Annotated in this window: 21 protein-coding genes; 15 read left to right on the top strand and 6 right to left on the bottom strand. The window is 70.2% G+C overall.

Going from position 1 to position 19722, the window contains the following annotated elements; genetic code table 11:
• Nucleotides 1–123 precede the first annotated feature (123 nt).
• Complete coding sequence (locus ACFVHB_RS00530; RefSeq protein WP_380314036.1) at nucleotides 124–483, top strand: hypothetical protein; 360 nt, start codon at nucleotides 124–126, stop codon at nucleotides 481–483.
• Between the two features lie 216 nt (nucleotides 484–699).
• Here the strand turns inward: ACFVHB_RS00530 and ACFVHB_RS00525 are convergent, their stop codons facing one another.
• Nucleotides 700–1284: a helix-turn-helix domain-containing protein gene (locus ACFVHB_RS00525; RefSeq protein ID WP_380314035.1), complete on the bottom strand. Its 585-nt coding sequence runs from the start codon at nucleotides 1282–1284 to the stop codon at nucleotides 700–702.
• A 117-nt stretch (nucleotides 1285–1401) separates the two neighbouring features.
• On the opposite strand from ACFVHB_RS00525, the gene ACFVHB_RS00520 reads away from it, so the two are divergent.
• The 3 genes from ACFVHB_RS00520 (at nucleotide 1402) to ACFVHB_RS00510 (ending at nucleotide 4427) form a co-directional block, all read left to right on the top strand.
• Nucleotides 1402–2238, top strand: coding sequence for an EamA family transporter (locus ACFVHB_RS00520; protein WP_380314034.1), 837 nt, complete (start codon nucleotides 1402–1404; stop codon nucleotides 2236–2238).
• Between the two features lie 99 nt (nucleotides 2239–2337).
• Nucleotides 2338–3033 (top strand): B3/4 domain-containing protein, encoded by a 696-nt coding sequence (locus tag ACFVHB_RS00515; protein WP_380314033.1) that lies wholly within the window; start codon nucleotides 2338–2340, stop codon nucleotides 3031–3033.
• A gap of 437 nt (nucleotides 3034–3470) precedes the next feature.
• Nucleotides 3471–4427 carry a hypothetical protein gene (locus ACFVHB_RS00510; RefSeq protein WP_380314032.1) on the top strand — a complete coding sequence of 319 codons (957 nt, stop codon included), beginning with the start codon at nucleotides 3471–3473 and terminating at the stop codon, nucleotides 4425–4427.
• A 69-nt stretch (nucleotides 4428–4496) separates the two neighbouring features.
• Here ACFVHB_RS00510 and ACFVHB_RS00505 read toward each other — a convergent pair whose 3' ends face one another.
• Nucleotides 4497–5582: a UDP-N-acetylmuramate dehydrogenase gene (locus tag ACFVHB_RS00505; protein ID WP_380314031.1), complete on the bottom strand. Its 1086-nt coding sequence runs from the start codon at nucleotides 5580–5582 to the stop codon at nucleotides 4497–4499.
• Between the two features lie 31 nt (nucleotides 5583–5613).
• The gene (locus tag ACFVHB_RS00500; protein WP_380314030.1) at nucleotides 5614–6945 is read right to left on the bottom strand and encodes a hypothetical protein; all 1332 of its coding nucleotides are present in this window, start codon (nucleotides 6943–6945) and stop codon (nucleotides 5614–5616) included.
• A 308-nt stretch (nucleotides 6946–7253) separates the two neighbouring features.
• Between ACFVHB_RS00500 and ACFVHB_RS00495 the strand changes: the two genes are divergently transcribed.
• The 10 genes from ACFVHB_RS00495 (at nucleotide 7254) to ACFVHB_RS00450 (ending at nucleotide 15587) form a co-directional block, all read left to right on the top strand.
• Nucleotides 7254–7466, top strand: a complete 213-nt coding sequence (locus ACFVHB_RS00495) for a hypothetical protein (protein ID WP_380314029.1) — start codon at nucleotides 7254–7256, stop codon at nucleotides 7464–7466.
• 54 nt (nucleotides 7467–7520) lie between these two features.
• Complete coding sequence (locus ACFVHB_RS00490) at nucleotides 7521–8513, top strand: NAD-dependent epimerase/dehydratase family protein (RefSeq protein ID WP_380314028.1); 993 nt, start codon at nucleotides 7521–7523, stop codon at nucleotides 8511–8513.
• Nucleotides 8514–8546: 33 nt separating this feature from the next.
• Complete coding sequence (locus tag ACFVHB_RS00485; RefSeq protein ID WP_380314027.1) at nucleotides 8547–9515, top strand: thymidylate synthase; 969 nt, start codon at nucleotides 8547–8549, stop codon at nucleotides 9513–9515.
• Between the two features lie 5 nt (nucleotides 9516–9520).
• The gene (locus ACFVHB_RS00480; RefSeq protein WP_380314026.1) at nucleotides 9521–11239 is read left to right on the top strand and encodes a carbamoyltransferase; all 1719 of its coding nucleotides are present in this window, start codon (nucleotides 9521–9523) and stop codon (nucleotides 11237–11239) included.
• On the top strand, nucleotides 11236–12291 hold the full coding sequence (locus ACFVHB_RS00475; protein WP_380314025.1) for a hypothetical protein: 1056 nt from the start codon (nucleotides 11236–11238) through the stop codon (nucleotides 12289–12291). The genes ACFVHB_RS00480 and ACFVHB_RS00475 overlap by 4 nt, the downstream gene beginning before the upstream one ends.
• Nucleotides 12292–12369: 78 nt before the next feature.
• Nucleotides 12370–12879 carry a topology modulation protein gene (locus ACFVHB_RS00470; protein WP_380314024.1) on the top strand — a complete coding sequence of 170 codons (510 nt, stop codon included), beginning with the start codon at nucleotides 12370–12372 and terminating at the stop codon, nucleotides 12877–12879.
• Nucleotides 12880–12916: 37 nt separating this feature from the next.
• Complete coding sequence (locus ACFVHB_RS00465; protein ID WP_380314023.1) at nucleotides 12917–13717, top strand: class I SAM-dependent methyltransferase; 801 nt, start codon at nucleotides 12917–12919, stop codon at nucleotides 13715–13717.
• Nucleotides 13714–14493, top strand: a complete 780-nt coding sequence (locus ACFVHB_RS00460; protein WP_380314022.1) for an aminoglycoside phosphotransferase family protein — start codon at nucleotides 13714–13716, stop codon at nucleotides 14491–14493. The genes ACFVHB_RS00465 and ACFVHB_RS00460 overlap by 4 nt, the downstream gene beginning before the upstream one ends.
• Complete coding sequence (locus ACFVHB_RS00455) at nucleotides 14490–14966, top strand: NUDIX domain-containing protein (RefSeq protein WP_380314021.1); 477 nt, start codon at nucleotides 14490–14492, stop codon at nucleotides 14964–14966. Before ACFVHB_RS00460 ends, ACFVHB_RS00455 begins: the two co-directional genes overlap by 4 nt.
• 147 nt (nucleotides 14967–15113) lie before the next feature.
• Entirely contained in the window at nucleotides 15114–15587 is a 474-nt protein-coding gene (locus ACFVHB_RS00450; RefSeq protein WP_380314020.1) for an NUDIX domain-containing protein, read from the top strand.
• A gap of 176 nt (nucleotides 15588–15763) precedes the next feature.
• Here ACFVHB_RS00450 and ACFVHB_RS00445 read toward each other — a convergent pair whose 3' ends face one another.
• Entirely contained in the window at nucleotides 15764–16861 is a 1098-nt protein-coding gene (locus ACFVHB_RS00445) for a hypothetical protein (protein WP_380314019.1), read from the bottom strand.
• Between the two features lie 431 nt (nucleotides 16862–17292).
• Here ACFVHB_RS00445 and ACFVHB_RS00440 point away from each other — a divergent pair, with 431 nt between their 5' ends.
• The gene (locus ACFVHB_RS00440; RefSeq protein ID WP_380314018.1) at nucleotides 17293–18000 is read left to right on the top strand and encodes a hypothetical protein; all 708 of its coding nucleotides are present in this window, start codon (nucleotides 17293–17295) and stop codon (nucleotides 17998–18000) included.
• 291 nt (nucleotides 18001–18291) lie between these two features.
• Here the strand turns inward: ACFVHB_RS00440 and ACFVHB_RS00435 are convergent, their stop codons facing one another.
• On the bottom strand, nucleotides 18292–19014 hold the full coding sequence (locus ACFVHB_RS00435; protein WP_380314017.1) for a hypothetical protein: 723 nt from the start codon (nucleotides 19012–19014) through the stop codon (nucleotides 18292–18294).
• A gap of 150 nt (nucleotides 19015–19164) precedes the next feature.
• Nucleotides 19165–19656 (bottom strand): hypothetical protein, encoded by a 492-nt coding sequence (locus tag ACFVHB_RS00430; RefSeq protein WP_380314016.1) that lies wholly within the window; start codon nucleotides 19654–19656, stop codon nucleotides 19165–19167.
• Nucleotides 19657–19722 lie beyond the last annotated feature (66 nt).

Here is a 19722-nt window from a genome sequence, read left to right as displayed (position 1 = left end):
CGCCGCCCGCACGGGCGTGCGGATCATCTGATCGGCATCGGCCCCAACTGCGCCTACTGACGCCGTCAGGTGTCGATGTGATGTCGTCTTCGGCGGTCGGGAACATCCCGGCCGCCGCACGTCTTGTGGTGTCGCTGGAACCGTCACCGGACGAAGGGCACCACGCTGATCAACCGCCGCCACGACGAGAACGCCCACCGCCCCACCACCATCCGCGCTGTCCCCCACCCCGACGAACTCGACGCCCGCGGCATCCCGATCACCTGCCCCCACTGCCGGGCCCACCGCGACTGGCTCCTCCTCAACGTCCGCCAGCTGGTCTTCGTCCGCTGCCGGTGCGCGCACGAGTGGCATGAGCCCGACCTCACCCTCGCCTTCTTCGAGCAGCACTTCACCACCCCCGAAGACGAGTGGGACGACTTCAACACCGCCATGGTCAGCCTCGGCTACGACGGGCTCCTGGCCGGAACGACCTGGAACTAACGGGTCGAATTGCATCTGCTGCAACAACTCGGAGCGAACCATCGGCGGCTAACGTGCAGCTCAGCTGGGGTTGGGCTTCCGGGCTCGCGCGCCAGCTGCGCGGCTGATCTGCGCCGAGTAGCCGATGCAACGATGTTGCGCCAGATGCAACATGGGGCGGCCGGTGGCCTTCCTAGGCTCACCACTCTCGGTGTCGGTCGGCAGCGCGGGTTGCGGTCAGGCCGTGGCCGCAGGAGCGGGTGGCAGGTGGACCGTCATGATCAGGTGGCAGGTTTCGGTGCCCGCGCCTCGGTAGGCGTGGGGGGCGTCGCCGTCGAAGGTGGCGGTCTGGCCGGCTTCGACGGCGTGCTCGGTGCCGTCGACGACCAGGATCATCCGGCCGGAGGTGACGCTGACGGTCTCCACGACTCCGGCCTGGTGGGGGTGGCTGGGGTACTCCTCGCCCGGTTCGAGCTGCCAGCGCCAGACCTCGACCGGAGCCGGGCCCGATGTGGTCAGCACGAGCCGGGCCTCGCTGCCCTGTTCGCCGGTCCATAGCGGCGCCACCGTGTCGGCGGCCACGACGCGGACGCGGCCCTCGGGTCGCCCCTGCATCAGGTCGGACACCGAGATGCCGAGGGTGTCGGCGAGGCGGACCAGGGTGGCCAGATTGGGGTTGCCCTGGGCCTTCTCCAGTCCCACCAGGGCGCCCTTGCTGACCTGGGCACGCCGGCTGAGCTCGTCCAGGGAAAGGCCCGCGCGCAAGCGGGCCGCCTTGACGTTGTGCGCGACCGTCCGCAGGGCCTCGGCGGTCTCGGCCATCTGATCACCATCCTCACAGTCGAGCATTTGAATGCACCGCACGGTCGTTCCGTTGGCATCGACTGGTCGGTTCGTTGTACCGTCGAGTCGTTCCATTGAAATGGTAAGGGATGTGCTGTGATCGCTCTGCTGCTGGCTCTCGGGAGTTCACTCGCGTACGGGTGCGCCGACTTCCTCGGCGGCCTCGGCGCCCGCAAGGCCCATGTACTGCGGACCGTGCTGATCGCGGCCCCTGCCTCTCTGGCAGTCGAACTGCTGCTGTGGCCGTTCCTCGGCGCCTCGTTCAGCACGGGGGCCCTCGGCTGGGGCGCCGCCTCGGGTGTCGCGTCCGCTGCCGCGTTCGCCCTGCTCTACCGCACCCTGGCGATCGGCCCGATGAACGTGCTGTCGCCGGTGACCGCGCTGGTGTCCGCCGCGCTGCCCGTCGCGGTTGGCCTGCTGCAAGGCGAGCACCTCGGCATCGCCGGCCTGGCAGGTCTGCCGCTCGCGCTGGTGGCGGTGGTGCTGGTCAGCGCCGGAGGCGGCACCGCCTCCTCACGTCCCTCCCGTACCGCGCTGCTGCTGGCCTTCGGCGCGGGCGCCGCCATCGCCCTCCAGCTGATCTTCCTGCACCAGGCCCCGGCCAACAGCGGAGTCGCTCCGCTGATCGTAGGCCGGGCCATCTCCTCGGCCGTCACCCTGGCCGCAGCCGGGCTGATGCGCCACCGGCTGGGCCCGGAGCGGCCCGCGTACGCGATGTCGGCGGCCGCCGGGGTACTGGACTCGGTGGCGAACCTGCTGTTCCTGCTCGCCGCCCGCAGCGGGGACCTCGCCGTCGTCGCCGTGATCACCGCCCTCTACCCGGCCGGCACGGTCCTGCTCGCCCGCGGTGTCCTCGCCGAGCGCGTCCACCGCGGCCAGCTCATCGGCCTGGGCACCGCTGCCGTCGCCGTCAGCCTCCTCGCCCTCACCTGACATCCCCAGCGCCGCACGCCAGCAGCAGCGCCTCCTGGACCGCATCGGCCCCTGGAAGCCCTGACCCACCCGCCCAGACGCACGAAACGGAAACCGCCCATGACCGCCTTCCGCCTCGACCCCGCCGTCGCGGCTGCCCACCCGGACACCCTCATCGCCGTGGTCAGCGCCACCGGTCTGCGCGGCCACGAACCCTGGCCCCGCACCGACACCGCCGTGCAGCAACTGGAACAGCAACTCGCCGACGGCACCTGGCAGCCCGCAGACGAGAGTGACCCCCGCATCGAGGCATGGCACACCGCCTACCGCTCCTTCGGTACCAACCCCCGCCGCGTCCGCCCCAGCGTCGACGCCCTCGGCCGCCGCCTCGCCAAGAAGGGCAGCCTGCCGCGCATCAACCCGGCCGTCGACTCCTACAACGCCGTCTCCGTGCGCCACGGCCTGCCCGCCGGAGCCTTCGACCTCGACCACGTCGCCGGCGACGTCGTCATCCGCCACGCGGACGGCACCGAATCCTTCACCCCGCTCGGCGAACCCGACACCGTCGAACACCCCAACCCCGGCGAGATCATCTACAGCGACACCACCGGAGTCCTGACCCGCCACTGGAACCACCGCGACGCCCACCGCACCCGTGTCACCCAGGACACGACCCACGTCGTCTTCGTCCTCGAAACCCTCCACGCCAACCGCGACGGCCATCACCTCAAAGCCGCTGCCCACGAACTGCAGGACCTTCTCGCCCCGCACGCCGCGCACACCGCCCTGCACTACCTCGGGCCCGCAGCAGTCTGAGGTAGTGCAGCCAGCACCGGCAGCCCGCGAGCAGCCCGTGCAGTGATCGGCGCCGGCTGGAATACGACGCACCTTGAATACTGACGCTTCACCAATCTGAGCTGAACAACACGGGGAGACCGCCGCCGACGGTCGGCGGCGGTCTCCCCGCCGGGACGAGCAACCGCAGCAGTTCCCCGCGCCCTCGACGCAGGACCGCGACGGGATTGGTCGTAGAAGGGCTTGCACAAGTTCCCGGCTCGTGGCTCGCCGGAGCAGGTCCAGGGAGAATCGCCAACTGGCCCGCTCGTAAAGGCTGCAGGATGTGATCGTGATCGCTCACGATCGTGTCGATCTTCGAGCGGTACGTGTGCTACGTTCCGTGATCCAATCGAAAATAGGCGACCCCGGCGGTGCTGTCACACCCCGGGGTCCGGCACCAGGAGCTGTCACTCCCAATGCGTGTCCATCGTAGCGCCCACGTGCGCAACTTCACCGTGCTGCCCAACTGCCTCCTGCAGTACCGGCAGCTGTCCTACACCGCCCGCGGCCTGCTCGCGGACCTCCTCTCCCGCCCCGACGGCTGGCGCGAGGACGGCCGACACATGGCCGACACCAGCCCCCAGGGACGCGGCGCCATCCGCAAGGCCCTGAAGGAGCTCGCCGACGCCGGCTTCTACCGCGTCGAGAAGATCCGCATGCCCGACGGCACCATTCGCACCGAGACCCACGTCTACGACACCCCGCAGCTCGCGCTGCCGGGTGCCACCCGTCCGGTCTCCGGTGAAGCGACCAGCGGCCGTGCTGACGCCCTTCTTGAAAGTAACCGGTACCAAGAACCCACCCTCCCCGCCGAGCCCGTCGTCGGCCAGCTGGCCGACGACGAGGCGGACGCGGAGCCGGGAGGGCGGGAGGAGGACCACCAGGACGCCAAGGACGCTCCGGCTGTGCCGGACGAACAGGTCCGTAAGGCGGTCGCAACGCTGTTCCGGGTGATCCGTCCCGAGCCGCGTCTGCACGTCGGCGAAGCCGAAGCGCGCACGCTCGCACCCCTGGTCGCCCAGTGGCTGGAACGCGGCGCGACCCACACCGACCTTGCCGCCGCCCTGCTGCCTGGCCTGCCCACCCCGCTGCACTCCGCAACAGCAGTGCTCCGCAACCGCCTGGAGCGCAAGATGCCACCCGTCCAGGCCCCTGTGCGCCCCGCAGCGGCCCGGTACGCGGAGTGCGCCAAGTGCCACGACCCGGTGCCGCGGCCGGGCATCTGCCGCCCTTGTGCGGGCCTTGAAACCCGCACGTCCGTCGCCAGAGGCGACGAAGCCGTGACTCGCAGCGGCGCCGCCCGGGCTCGCGCAGCCCTACGCGCCGCGAAGAGCGTCGGCGCGAACCTCGCCGGACTGGCCACCGTCGGTTAGCGAGCACCGGGCCTTGCGGCAGACCCCAGGCGAGCTCTGCCGGGTGGTCGTCCGGACTGACCAGCCGCGTCAGAGGGCTGCTGCAGCGAGCGCGCTCTGCTTGAGGCGGAGGTATGCGGGTTCGTCGCCGAAGAGGTCAGGCTCGGGGGTCAACTGGATTCCCGTGACCTCCTGCACGCTCTCGGCGACCGTCCGGGCGGCCTCGGCGAACGCGCCGGCGGTGGCGTGGCCTTCCGCGACGAGCGTGAAGTGCTTGGTCGACATCCGGATGCCCGGGGCGATGGGCTGGCCGAGGGCGAACCCAGCGGCCTTGATCAGCCAGCTGGCGCTGACCCTGGTAAGGCCGTCGGGGAAGGTGTTCACGGGTGCCTGCTCGACCCGGAGCTTCTCGGCCTGCTTCTCGTCGACGACCGGGCTGAGGAAGACGCTGCCGACATTGCGGTTGTCGCTGTCTCCGGGGTCGAGGACCATGCCCTTGCTGCGGCGCACGCTCAGCACGGCGGCAGCAGCGTCGGCAAGGAGGACCGGCGTTCCCTTGGGGACGTCGAGGACCCTGGCGACCATCCCGTACGTGATCGGGGTACTCAGCTCGGACCGCCGGAGCCGGAACGTCACCGTGAGGAGCGTCCAGCGGGTGGAGTGCTTGAAGATGCTGGTGCGATGGCCCAGTCGGCAGTCCTCGGCTGAGAGCGTGACCTCGCGGCCGGTGACCCAGTCCCAGGCGGTGACGCGCACGAGGACGTCCGCGACTTCCTGCCCGTAGGCGCCGACGTTCTGGACCGGCGTGGCTCCCACCGTGCCGGGGATGCCGATCAGCGTCTCCATGCCGGTCAGGCCGTTGGAGATGGTCTCCTCGACGAGGTCCTGGAGCATGTGGCCAGCCTGGACGGTGACGGTGACCGCCTCACTGTCGTCACCGCGCTCGAACACCACGCCCTGGGTGGCCATGCGTACGACGGGCACGCCGCACCCGGCGTCGGCCACGAGGATGTTGCTGCCGCCTCCGAGGACCAAGGGCCGGGCGCCCTCCCGACGGGCCAGGCCAACGACGTCGGGGAAGTCGGCGGGGTCGGTCAGCTCGGCGAGGACTACGGCGTTGCCGCCGATGCCGAGCGTGGTGAGCGGAGCCAGCGGGACCTGTGTGCGGACGTACATGCGGTTCCTCGGGTGCGTGCGGAAGTCCAGGCTACGCGGCCAGGACGGCGCCGATCTCGTCTGTGACGTCGCGCGCCAATGGGCTGTCGGAGTGCTCGAACTCGTGGCGTAGGCCGGCCATCCGCTGTCTGGCACGGCCGGAGTCGAGGTACGAGCGGAGATCGAGGGCCTGGCGGGTGGCCTCGGCGGCGCCGTCGAGGTCTTGCCGCCGCAGCCGGGCTTCTGCCAGGGACATCGTGTGCAGCAGCCGGTTCCGGGGCTGCTCGTCACCGAACAGCTGCAGGCCACGCAACAGGTGGCGTTCGGCGACCTCGGGACGGCCGAGCTCGAGCCATGCGCGGCCGGCGTCGGCGGCCAGGACAGCCGGTGTCACCCAGTAGGCCCACGCGGGTGTGCCGCTGTCTGCTGCGGACTCGACCAGGGCAGCCGCCTCGTCGAGGGTCCGAGCGCAGTCGTCCAGGTGGCCCAGCTGGGCATGGGCACGGGCCTGCCTGGTGGCGAGGAGGGCGTGGACTGCGCCGCCGGGTGCGCCTCCGACGCCCTGACGGGCGATCTTGATCAGGCGAAGCGCCTCGTCGTGCGCACTGCGCCAGGTGGCCTGGTAGCTCAGGCAGGAGACGATGTTCGCCCCGAGCGCGCGGTTGTTGGCCGTGTGCGCGGCGCGGAGTCCGAAGAGGAGGTAGCGCTGGCCGAGGGCGTTGCGACCGAGGTCGCAGGCGAGCCAGCCGGCCAGCTGGGCGAGTTCGGCGAGCACGCTGTGGAGGCGCTGCCCTATGGCCGGATCGTAGGTGCCGTTGCGGGCCAAGTGTGCAGCCCAGTTCAGGTCTTGGGTGATCCAGTCCAGCACCAGCGGGCCGCCCTGGGCATCGTCGAGCCGACGGAGCTGGGCGACGCGGTCAGCGAGGACGTCGATCGCCTGGGGGCTGATCGCCTCGCCAATGGGCCGCCCTGCGACCGGCTCGTCCGGTGTCGTCAGCCAGTCGACGGCCGGGCCGATGAGTCCCTGACCGGACAAGGGCGGCGACACACCGAGGCCGGGACGGAGGGGGCCCGCCGTGAACGCTCCGAGTCCCTCCCAGGTACCGCCCTGCGACCACGGCTGCTGCAGCCAGCCGTCGGCACCAGGCGCGGTGGCTTTCGCCGGCCACAGGGCCTCGGCGGTGATCGTCTCCCTCAGGTGGTGCGAGAGGATCGACGCGACGATCTGCGGAAGCGAGCCGCGGGGCGTGGAGCCCTTGAGCCAGCCGTAGGGCGCTTTCGGGCTGATGCTGTTCGGGCGCACGCGGTTGATCTCACGTGCCAGTTTGTCGGGCGACCAGCCGAGTCGCTTGAGGCAGTCGCCGAGAACAGACCCTTCGTCCACAGGTGACCTCGAAGTCCGATGCGGCTGACAGGTTCGACGCCAACGTACAGCAGCCCTCGGTCCCGCCCTCCGCCGTTGGGCGAATCTGACCATTCTGACCAACACCTGACCTGACTGACCATCACCAGCCCTTCCCGGTCCGAGTTGCGGTGCGTGATGGTTTCGACACGCCCCGGCCGCCAAGGCAGCGAGCCTCGCCACCGGCCAACCGTTGGGCAGCACACCTTGATCTGCGCGCATCTCACGTCGTTCGCACTCGACCGCCGTGGCCCTTCGGGTCCGCGCACGGAACTTCGGAGGAGAAGGTGATGATCCACATCTTGGGCGGGACGCCGGGCAGACGACGCCGCAACGCGGCCCGTGACCCGATCGGCTCGGCTCTCACCGGCCTATGGGCCCTCGGCCACGTCCTGTGCCTCGCCCTGCTCGGGGCTGCCGTCCAGCACCAGCTCGCCGCATCGGCCCTCAGCCACACCACGGCGCTCGACGGCACCCACCCGCGCACGCTGCACACGTCCTGACCGTCCGGCGCCGTCGATCCAGACACCAACGACAAGACCCTTGGGGGGACTTCAATGCAGCACGAGACAACACCAGGACGCGCCCCGTCCCGGGCGGTCGTCACCGGAGCCGCCGGCTTCATCGGCTCGCACCTGGTCGACGCCCTCCTTGGCGAGGGTGCCACCGTCATCGGCGTGGACCGCCGTGACCCCCGCAGCGACCTCGGTGCGGCGGCGAACCTGGCGGGTGCCCTCGACCACCCCGGCTTCACCTTCGTCGCCGCCGACTTGAGGACCTGCCCGCTCACGGCACTGTTCCTGCAGGCCGACGCGGTTTTCCACCTCGCGGCACTGCCAGGCGTCCGCAGCTCCTGGGGCGATCGGTTTGCCGAGTACACCGCTTGCAACGTCTTCGCCACCGAGCGCGTGCTGGCCGCCTGCGAGGACGTCCGCGTTCCCCGGCTGGTCTACGCGTCCTCCTCCAGCGTCTACGGGACCACGAGCGGCGGCGCGACCGGCGAGGAGACCGTGCCGAACCCCGAGTCGCCGTACGCGATCAGCAAGCTCGCCGGCGAACAGCTCTGCCTGGCCCACGCGGGCAAGGCCACCTCCACCGTCACCGCGGTGGCACTTCGCCTGTTCACGGTCTACGGCCCTCGCCAGCGCGATGACATGCTGATCGGCCGCGCACTCACGGCGGCGCTCGGCGGACCCGCCCTGAACCTCTACGGCGAGGGCAGCCAGTGCCGGGACTTCACCTACGTCGGGGACGTGGTCCGAGCCGCCATCGCCGCCGCGACCGCCCCGATCGGCACGACGGTCCTCAACATCGGTACCGGCGTTACCACCACCGTGCTGAACGTGCTGGCCGCCGTCGAGGAGCTGACCGGCCGCCCCGTGCCGGTCAACCGGCTACCCGCCCAGGCCGGCGACGTCGAGGCCACCCTCGCCGACAACTCCCGGGCGGTGGACCTCCTGGGCTGGAAGCCCCGCACCGCCCTCACCCAGGGCGTCTCGCGCCAGCTCGCCCACCTCAACGCCAACTCCCCGCAGCCCGTGGGCGCCTGAACGATCCTGCCCCGTCGTTTCACCGGAGGAATTGTGTTCGTCACCACCGCGGACAGCGCGAACGCGCTGTTCACCCGTGCCGGCAAGGCCATCCTGAGCCAGGGCCGCAGCGTCGCGCCGCGCGGCATGGCCACCGCCGAGCTCATGGGCGCCTACCTCAAGCTGACCAACCCGGCCGCCCGGATGGTCCACCTCGGCCCTTACCGGGTACTGAACCCCGCGTTCGCCGCCGCCGAGACCGTGTGGATCCTCTCCGGCTCCAGCGCCGACTGGATCCACGACTTCAACAGCCGCCTGGCCGGCCTCACCGACCACGGCGCCCTCCAGGGTGCCTACGGTCCGCGCCTGCGGCGCTGGCATGGGCAGTTGGACCAGCTCGACTACGTGCGCCGCCAGCTGACCCGGGACAACGAGAGCCGCCGCGCCGTCGTCCAGATCTTCGACCCCGGCCGCGACACTGCCGGCCACAAGGACGTGCCCTGCACCCTCGGATACCGCTTCTACCTGCGGGAGGGCCGCCTGGAGATGCACACCAGCATGCGGAGCCAGGACGTGTGGCTCGGCCTGCCGTACGACCTGATCACCACCACCGTCCTGCACGAGCTGATGGCCGGATGGCTCGGCGCCGAGGTCGGCGACTACCACCATCACGTCGACTCCCTGCACCTGTACGCCCAGCACCAGGACACGGCCTGGAGCCTCGCCGCCGACGCGCCCGCCTCACCCGAGTGGCAGCCGCTCGGCATCCCGTGGGATGACTTCGACCTGATGCTGAAGCAGGTCACGGTGGGTGAGGCCGTCGGCCACCCGGTCTGGGACGGCTTCGCCGCCGTCCTGGCGAGCTACCGGCTGTGGAAGGCCGGTCGCCGCGACGAGGCCCGTGCCAGGGCCGCCGAGGCGACCGGGCCGCTGCCCGAGACCCTGGCGCTCTGGTACGACCAGCGCGAGCAGAGGATCCCGCTCGCGGCCATGCCCATCCCGGCGATCCCAGTGAAGAGGTGACCAACGTGGCCGCGAACCGCAACATCGTGCTGGGCCTGTGCTCCTACACCCACGACTCTGCCGCCGCCCTGCTCGTCGACGGCCGACTCGTCGGCTTCGTCGAGGAAGAGAGGCTCAGCGCCGTCAAGCACGACAAGAGCTACCCGGCCAAGGCCGTGGAGTGGCTCCTCGACGAAGCGGGCCTGACCATCGCCGACATCGGCACCGTCGCGTACAACTTCACCCCGCACCACTACCTCCGGGCAATCCCCTCCGCCCTCGCTCACACCCTGCGACCGGCGACGGCCGCCAGGGCCCTGCCCCGGGCCCGCTCGTTCACCCAGGTCGCCGCCAACACCCGCCGACGCCTTGCCCGCCTGGCCGACATCTTCCCGGACGCCGAGGTGCAGCCCGTCCTGCACCACCGCGCCCACGGGCTGTACGCCTTCGCCGCCTCCGGCTACGAGGAGGCCGCCATCCTGGTGGTGGACAGCCTCGGCGAGACCCAGACCACCACCATCGGCCATGCGCGGCAGAGCGCGGCCGGCTGCTCATACCGGATCGTCCACGCGCTCGACGACCCCGCTTCCCTCGGCTACCTGTACGGCGCCGTCACCGAGCATCTCGGCTGGCGGCGCGGGGACGAGGAGGGCACCGTCATGGCGTTGGCCGCCCTCGGCGACCCGAAGCGGTTCCGCTCGCTGTTCGCCAAGGCCGTCCGGCTCACCACCAACGGCTTCGCCCTCGATCACCGGCTGATCGGCCTGCGGGTCATGGACCGCCGCTACCCGCGGCTGACCGCAGCCTTCACCGCGCTCACCTGCCCGCCCCGCCGACCGGAAGAGGAAGTCGCCCCGGTCCACGCCGACCTCGCCGCCGCTCTCCAGGAACGCACCGAGCAGGTGATGCTGCACCTGGCGCGGATCGCCCGCGAACGCACGAGTGCCCGGCTGCTGTGCGTGGGCGGCGGGGTGGCGATGAACTGCGTCAGCATCGGGAAGATCATCGCCTCCGGGCTGTTCGACGAGGTCGCCGTGCCGCCCGCGCCCGGTGACTCCGGCACCGCGATCGGCGCCGCTGCTACGGTCCACCTCGACCGGCACGGTGACCTCCCGACCGGGCTGGCGCGGGCCTGCTACCTCGGCCCGTCCTTCCCCGGCCTGGAGCTGCCGGCCGAGCCACGGCCGGGGATGACCGCCCAGCGCCTGGACGACCCGGTCGGCTTCGCGGCCCGCGAGCTGGCCAAGGGCACGATCATCGGCCTGTTCCAGGGTGAGCTGGAGGCAGGCCCGCGTGCTCTCGGGCACCGTTCGATCCTCGCCTCGCCGCTGCGGCCCGGCGTCGCCGACCGGCTCAACGCCACGGTGAAGTTCCGCGAGCCGTTCCGGCCGTTCGCCCCCGTGGTCCTGGCCGACAAGGCCGCCGACTACTTCACCCTCGGCCAAGAGGCCCCGTTCATGTCCATGGCCTCCCCGGTCACCGACCTGGCCCGCGAGACGATCCCGGCGATCATCCACGCCAACGGCACTGCCCGGGTGCAGACCCTCGCGTCCAGGGACAACCCGCTCCTGGCCGACATCCTGACCGCCTTCGCCGAGCTCACCGGCGTGCCGGTCCTGATCAACACCTCCCTGAACGTGAAGGGCAAGCCGATCTGCGGCACCCCGGAGATGGCGCTGGACTGCCTGGCCGAGTCCGGGCTGGACGCGCTCCTCATCGAGGACTGGTGGGTGACCAAGGCATGAGGATCGGCTACAGCCACTGGGGCTTCCTCGGCTCCGGGATCACCGATACCCCCGACGGCGGGCGAAGCCACCGCCGCACCCTGGTGGACGGCCTGATCGCCGCTGGACACGAGATCGTCTTCCTCCAGACCAACCGCGATCTCGCCGAGGCCGGCACCGACCTCACCGCCACCTACCGATGGGACGGCGGCCTGCCCGAGATCGACGCCCTGTTCCTGGAGTGGCGCTGGCCGATCCCCGGCCGCAACACCACCGCCTGCGGCACCGAGGGGCACACCTGCGACCTGCACCGGCAGCAGGAACTCCTCGACCACTACACCCACCGGCTCGCCGTCCGCACGGTGCTGTGGGACAAGGACCAGCAGTTGCCCGCTAACGACCCGTTGCGGACTGTTCGGCATCTGCAGGTGTGCGAGCCGGCCCTGTACCCGTCGCCGGGAGCGGCCAGCCTGCTCTTCCCGGTCGCCGACGACGCCCTCGACCGGGCCTACCCGGCCACCCTCGCGGCCGAGAAGCGCCTGCTGCCACTCGTCTACATCGGCAACCAGTACGACCGCGACACCGCCTTCGAGGAGTTCTTCGCCCCGGCCGCCGCCCAACTGCCTCACCGGGTGGCCGGGAAGTGGAACAGCACCGCCCGCTGGCCGCATGTGAACTTCACCGGCCGTATCCCCTTCGACGAGGTCACCCCCACCTACCGCTCCGCGGTGGCCACCGTGCTCCTCGCCCCGGACCGGTACGCGAGGACCGGCCAGTTCACCCAGCGACTCTTCGAGGCCGTCCTCGCCGGCTGTCTGCCGCTGGCCCCGCGCACCCTGCGGGCCGCCGAGACGGTCGTCCCGCGCAAGCTGGTCGTCACAAGCGCGGCCGACGTCGTGGCCACCGTCACCGCGCTCGCCCGGATCGCGGGCAGCCAGGCCCACGCCGACCTGATCGCCCGGTGCCTCGACCGGCTCGACCCGTTCCGCCTCACCCGCCAGCTCCGCACCCTCACCGCCGCACTGACCGGCACAGCCATCCCACCCCTGCTGCTCGAAGGAGACCGCGCATGACCACGCTGGAGATCTCGTCCGAGTGGCCCGAAGAAGTCCGGGTCCGAGCCGCCGCACGGCTCGCTAGCCTGTAGCGGCATGGACAGGATCGCCATCATGGGCTGCGGCGGCAGCGGCAAGACCGTCGTCGGACGCCAGCTCGCCGAACTGATCAATGCCCCTCTGACCCACCTCGACGGCGTCTACTACGACGCCGACTGGAACCCGCTGCCGCAGGAGAAGTTCGCTGCTCTCCAGGAGGAACTCGTCGCCCGGCCCCGCTGGGTGATCGACGGGAACTACGCCTCCACCCTCCCGATCCGCCTCAAGCGGGCCGACACCGTCATCTTCCTCGACATCCCCCCGATCATCTGTCTGCTCGGCATCCTGCAGCGACGCCGGCGCTACCGCGGCGGACAGCACACCTCCCATGGCGTCTTCGACCGCATCACCTGGGGCTTCATCCGCTACATCCTCGGCTACCGGCGCCAGATGCGGCCCAAGGTCCGCGCGCTGATCGCCGAGCACGCCGGCCACGCCCGCGTCGTCACCCTCACCAGCCGCCGGGCCGCCCGCCGCTTCGTCGCCACCGTCCCTCCACAGACATGACCTGACCCACTTCGCACCGGGAAGGCTCCACCTGTCCATGACCGCCAACCCGTTCCTCGACACCGACCGCGTCCGCCACGACCTGTACGCCGACGCGGGCCGCATCGCCCAGCGCACCGGCGCGCTGTCCCGCGCCAAGACGGCCGGTCCCCACCCCGCCACCGTCATCGCCGACCTCGCCGCCACCGGCCTGCGCGGTACCGTCCTCGACATCGGCTGCGGACGCGGCACGACCACGCTCGCCCTCGCCGAGCGGCTCGACCCGCCGAGGCTCATCGCCTTCGACCAGTCCACCGCCCTCCTCGCCGAGGCCCGGAGCCGGCTCACCGGCCGCCTGGGCGTGGAGTTCCTGCGCGGCGACTTCCATGCCATCGACCTGCCCAACTCCTCCGTGGCCGTCGCGTTGGCCGCGTTCTGCCTCTACCACTCGCCCCGGCCGGCGACAGTGATCGCCGAGATCGCCCGCTGCCTGGCGCCCGGCGGGCTGTCGATCACCGTCACCAAATCGCCCGACAGCTACCGCACGCTGGACGAGGTGATCGCCACCAGCGGCCTCGACCCCGAAGCCACCAGTCGGCCGAGCCTGTACGAGACCTTCCACAGCCACAACCAGGCCGACATCGTCGCCACCTGCCTCGACGTGCAGCAGGTCGTCCACCACGAACACCGCTTCCGCTTCACCGACGCCGACCACATCGCGGAGTACGCAGCCACCAACCCGAAGTACCAACTCGGTGGCGACGTCGCGCAGATCGCCCGCCGGCTTCGGGAGACCGTCGGCAACGGCCCGCTGGAGACCACCTCCACCGTCACCTACGTCGTGGCCGCCCGCCGATGAAGACCTTCACCAAGACATACCTGAGCTCCCAGGCCCAGCAGCAATCCCTGGCCCACCACAGGTGGATCGCCCGTGCCAACCCCGACGTGCGCATCCCCCGGATCGTCCAAGTCCGCCCCACCGAGACCGACTTCGAACACCTCGAAGGACGACACGGCGGACCCGACGACCTGGTGGCCCTGGCCAACCTCCTCGGACACCAGCACACCGCCGCTCACACCCGCGAGCTGCACGCAGCCCGCCTCGACACGCCGTACACCCACGACACCATCACCATCACCGGCTTCGCCGACGGCCGCCGCGAACGCCTCCACCAACTCCTGGCCTCCGGCACCGTGCCGGAGCCGGCCATGACGCCCGAGGCCGCCGACGACTGGCTGAAGCGGGCCGCGACCATGCCGGCCGCCTTCTACAAGGACGCCAACCCCCGCAACTTCCTCATCGTCGGCGCCGACGTGGCCGTCATCGACTTCGACTCCCTCACCCTCGCGCCATTCGGCTACGACCTCGCCAAGCTCGTCGTCAGCACCACCATGACCACCGGTCCGCTGCCCGAGGACACCATCCGCCAGGCCGTGGACACCTACAACCACCATCCCCGCCGGCACGGCCTGCCCGGATGCTCCTGGCGCGAGTTCGCCGCATGGTGCGAGTTCCACCACATCCTCACCACGCCCTACCTCGGCACCAACGGCTACCGGTTCAGCTGGCACACCACCAGACCATCCTGGACCACCGACGTCCTCCGGCACCTCGACAAGGAGTCCGCACCGTGACGCACAACAGCGTGATGAACAGCCGGAACTCGGTCTGCGTGATCGTCCACGACAAGAGAACCGACACGATCGCCGCCGTGCACTACGCCGCCCGCAACTGGTCCCCACACCCCGCCTGGACCGTCCCCGGCGGCAAGGCCGAGCCGGGCGAAGCCCTCGACGAGGCCGCCGCCCGCGAACTCAAGGAGGAGACCGGCCTGCTCGTCGACCCGGCGGACCTCGAACTCGTCCACGTCATTCACGTCGAACAGGGCTGGGACCAGGCCGGCCAGTTCGTCCTCTTCGTCTTCGCCACCGACAAGTGGACCGGCGAGCTCACCAACACCGAACCCGACAAGCACCTCACCGCCCGCTGGGTTCCCGCCGGCCACCTCCCGGAACCGGCCTTCCCCACGGCCACACAGGCGCTCACCGCATACCTCGCCGGCGGTCCCGCCTTCTCGCGCTACGGCTGGGAGCCGACAGCGGCGTGACGACACGGCTGGGTGGGCTCGTCGATAAACCCCTCGACGAGCCCACCCAGCCGTGCCCGCCGAGAAACTGGCCGCCGAGCAGGACCGCTACCACTTCATCCGTCGGCACCCGGCGACCGCCTCGGTCCGCTGGCTACAGTCGTCACCATGAACGACTCCCAGCCCCACGAGGTCGTAGCCCAGCCCCGCACGGCCGCCGGCGTGCTCTTCTTCGACGAGGACGACCGCGTCCTCCTCGTGAAGCCGACCTACAAGCCCGGCTGGGAGATCCCCGGCGGCTACCTGCACGCAGGCGAAACCCCGAGCGAAGGGGCCGCCCGGGAGGTCAAGGAGGAGCTCGGCATCACCCCACCGATCGGCCGACTCCTCGTCGCCGACTGGGCACCCCACCCCACCGAGGGCGACAAGCTCCTCTTCGTTTTCGACGGAGGCATCCTCACGGCCGACGAGCTCGCACACATCACCGTCGACCAGGTGGAGATCGGCGAGTACGCCTTCCACACCACTGATCAGCTCGACGCGCTTCTAATCCCCCGCCTCGCCCGCCGCGTTCACGCCGCCTGCGCTTCCAAGGTCCAGTCCGAAACCATCTACTTGGAACACGGCAAGACCCGCCCGTAGTCCGACACCTCGCGGCACGACATGGAGCCCTCCCCCGTTTCCGTCAGCGAATATGGATCCATTGCCCTTACCGTGTTGGACATTGGCCACCCGCGCCCTGTCAAACAAGGCGGATGAGTTCGGCAGACCGCGACCACTCGGTGACACCATCTGGCCAACTGGAGGATTTTCTCATTCTAATGCTCCCTAAGCCGCTTCAAGAAGACCTGAACAAGCTTGTCCAGTTCTGCATCATCGCTCGTCTCTTCGACGAGGATTCGCTCGATATGGACGATTCCGCTATTTCTCCAGTGCCTGTCGCGGGTACTGTCGGCGGCTCGCCGACCTGAGTGCTGCGGGCCGTCCACCTCAATAATTCCTACACGCCCCCCGCGCGCCACCAGGAAATCCGGAGTCCAGGTGTTGCCTGCACCGACTCGCCCAGCCGGAAGCGGGAAGATAGAAATTGTCGCGTCGGGAGGAAGAACCGCCTGCGCGCGCTTCAGTGCCTCGTAGACGCGCACCTCCTCCAGTGAATCGAAGACACATCCGTCTCGCATGATCGCAGGCTTCACTGCCCGAGATCGAGATCGTATGGCTTGATTGGATACCGCACCGCCAGCAAGCCGCCGCTGTAGCTCCTGCCTCCAGTCTGACCCGATCGACGGCAAGGCAGGTATTACCGAAATCCCATGCACATCCTCCAGCCCATTGCGGTACGCAACTCGCTCGAAGACCGGCGCAATCGACTCAAGCATCGCATCTGTGAATCTCGGCACCAAGAATGGAGGCACGACAAGGTGCGCTTCCTCATAGTCGCCGAAGGAATTTCCAGGAGCAAGCTCAACGCCCTCCACATCCAGCAGGAGAGCTGCAGCCTGCGATTTTCCCTGCTCATGCATCAAGAAGGCCGTCTGTGCCAGGATTTTCTCCATCTGCGGAGATAGGGGCGACCCGACCGGCTGCTGAACAGCTTCTCCAGCTTCCATCGCCGACTCCACAGTGGCCTCCGAGGGAGACTCCGCGACAGGAGATCCGTGAGTTGCGAGAAGAACCTCTGGAAGATAACCGGTCACGGCCTGCACTGATTGCTGCAGAATCTCGATGCCGCCCGAGTTGAGGAAGCTGTCGCGGGCGCTGTCGCTAGCGATCTGCAAGATCAGCTTCGATTCATCGAACGACGTTGGCGTCGCATTCTGAGCCAGGAGGATCCACGTGAAGCGCCTGCGCTCCTTCACCGCCCCCAGGATCGCAGACCAACGGCCCAACAAGCCGGCCCCACCGTCGACGCTCACGGACACGCTGCCTCCCCAGCTCTCGGCTGCAACCAGAGTAGGGCCTGTTGCCGACAACTCGCCTTCATGGAAGGGCGATAGGCGACCCGGAGCCGCCCCTGCGAGCATGAGTGGCAGGTAGAGAGCCAGCGGAAGGCGTCGAGGTACCCGCAGTGGGGGGCCGCGCCTCGGCGACGACCACCTCGCCCCGGCCACCTACCGGGCCTCGATCCAGCGGCGGGCGCACTCCGCCGGGAGTTGAAGTTGCATCAGTGAGCCACGCGTAGGCCAGCGTCATGACCCCGGGTCTGATCTGACGGAGCGCCAATGATACGCGGCGGTCCCCTATGCTGCCCGCCATGACCGCACCCGCACCCGCACAGTCCGGCCGCATAGCCCGCTGGCGTGCAATGCGCCTTCAACGCTCCGAGCAACTACGCAGAGCCGGCAGGTTGACCACGCGCACCCGCGCACTCCTCTTCTCCGTCGGGGCCAGCATGATCGGGGCTGGCGGCACGGCTGTCTTCATGAAGGATGTCGAGGCGGGCCCAACCGCCCTCATCACCATCGGCGCCGTCCTTGTGGTCCTGAGTGCCATGGGCCGGCAGCTCTCCTCCATGAACCTCAAGGAGGGCAGCTTTGACCTGGCTGACGTCAAAGATCAAGTGAATGGGGCCGACAGCCCCGAGCAGGTCGTGGAGGCCATCGTCTCGGCCCCGGCCCCCGTGCAGAATCAGCTCCTCCAGCAGGACACCGCCATCACCGACATGAGCGAAGCTGCCTACGAGAGGGTGATCGCGGACCTGCTGACCGGCTACTTCGGCGATGCCGTTCAGCGCGACGTCCCGATCGGGTCGACCCGCGCCGACATCGTCGTGACCCTCGACGGGAAGCGGGCCGTGGTCGAAACCCGGCTCGGGAACCCTGGACGCCCCATGCCCCCCGAGCTCCTGCGGCGCCTCCTACGGCAGGACTACCTCACGGATGACAGCGTGCACGCTGTCATCATCGTCAGCGCCAGCGAACCAGGCCTTTACGCCCTCGGGCGGGAGCGCGATCGTGCGGTGCATGCTGGCAAGAACTTCGCCTTCACCTCGTGGGCCGGACGCGAGCACAACCAATCCCTCAAGCAGGCCATCGAGGATCAGCTCCGCGGCTGATCCTGGTGGTCGGTCCTCGCCACCGCCATCACCTCCGTCCACCACTTGGGAAACGGCCCTTCGCTGCTCTCCGTGGGGGGGCACATCTAGGGCACATGCGGGCGGAAAACGGCGCTGACCAGTGAAAACTCGTGACATGAGTTTTCCCAGGTCAGCGCCATGATCGCCGCAAACTCGCAGGTCAGCGCAGTGCTTATGCAGTACGTGAACTACCGCTGATCCCGGCGGCAGGTGCGGTGCGGCCCCGGTCCCGGGTTCGGGGCCGGGGCCTCCTGCTGTCGGGCGGCCGGGTCAGCCGGCGGCCGGGCGGGGGTGGACGGCGCCGGAGCGGGCCGCGGCGGCGTCGGCGAGGGACTGGACCTGCGCCTTGAGGGACTTGAGGGAGTCGAGCTGCTCCGAGAGGGCCGGTGCGGTGGTGCCGGGGAGCGCCGGCGGGGACGGGACGGTCACCGGCGGTGTCGGCAACTGGCCGAGCAGGCCCTGCAGGACGGCCTGCAGCGAGCCGACCAGCTGCTGCACGACGCCGAGCGGGAGGGCGGCCGTCAGGGAGGAGATCAGGCCGGTGACCGTGTTGACGAGGCTGCCGACCGTTCCGAGGAGGGCGCCCGGGTCGGGGGTCGCGGGCAGCGCCGGAACGTCCGGCAGGGCCGGCAGCTCGGGCAGTGCGGGAAGTTCGGGGGCGTCGGGCAGTTCGGGGGCGTCGGGCACCGGGGCGGCCACCGGGGGCACGGTGACGGGCAGCGGCACGTCGGCCGGACGAGCGGTCGGGCGCGCGGCCTGGCCGGGGGCTGCGGGCAGCGCCGGGGCCGCAGCGGCGAGCGGGACGGCGGACAGGGCGGACGCGCCCGGCAGGCCCGGGTGGCCCGGGAGACCTGGCAGGCTCGGGACGGTGGTGGATAAGGGGGACGTTCGGGGGGCCGCGGCGCCGTTGCCGACGGCGGTGGCGGACGCCGTGGCGACCGGGGTCAGCACGAGGGCTGCGGTCAGCACGGCGGCCATCCGGGTGGCACGCATGGGTGGGGCTTCCTCTCGGTGTGAAACGGGCGAGATCGCCTGATCACACGTTGGGGCAGGCCTGTTGGGCCGGCCACCGCACGTACGCCGAACGGTGACGACACCCCGGGAGGGCCGGGAAGAGGACGGCTGGGGCCGGGGGACGGCGGGTCAGCCGGCCGCCCCCCACCCGGCGGTGCTGGAGTGGGCGGCCAGGCCGACGGCCTCGAACTCGTCGGTGCAGCCGGCGTCCACGCGGGCGCCGATCCGGCGCAGGGCGCGGGAGATGGGGCTGCCCTCGGGCGGGAGGGGCGCGAACTCGGCGCTGAGGAGCGGGCCGAGGTCGAGCCGGCCGTCGGCCCAGACGGCGGCGCGCTGGGTGCCGGAGCCGCCGAAGTAGTCGGCCTCCACGCAGGCGATCGGGCCGGCCTTGGACCAGGCGGCGATCCGCAGCTCCAGCCCGGCCGGGAACCAGGCGAAGCCGGCGCCGCAGCCCGGCGCCCCTTCACTGCCGCCGAGTTGGGGCGCGGACAGGAAGGCGGGGGTGGCCGGGATCAGGGCGAGCCCCTGGGACAGGGGGCTGAGGCGGGCGGCCGGCACCTCGGCGGCGGCCACCGCGAGCAGCTCCGCTGATCCGATCAGCGCCTGAAGTTCGTAGGGCATTCAGTCATCCTGAACCACGGCACTGACAGTGCGCCCGCGATTTACGATTCCGTGGCTGGAAGGGAA

The organism is Kitasatospora sp. NPDC127111 (genome assembly GCF_042677465.1).
Classification (GTDB): domain Bacteria; phylum Actinomycetota; class Actinomycetes; order Streptomycetales; family Streptomycetaceae; genus Kitasatospora.
Note: the sequence above shows the minus strand (reverse complement) of the source record. Positions and strands in the feature narration are given on the sequence as shown.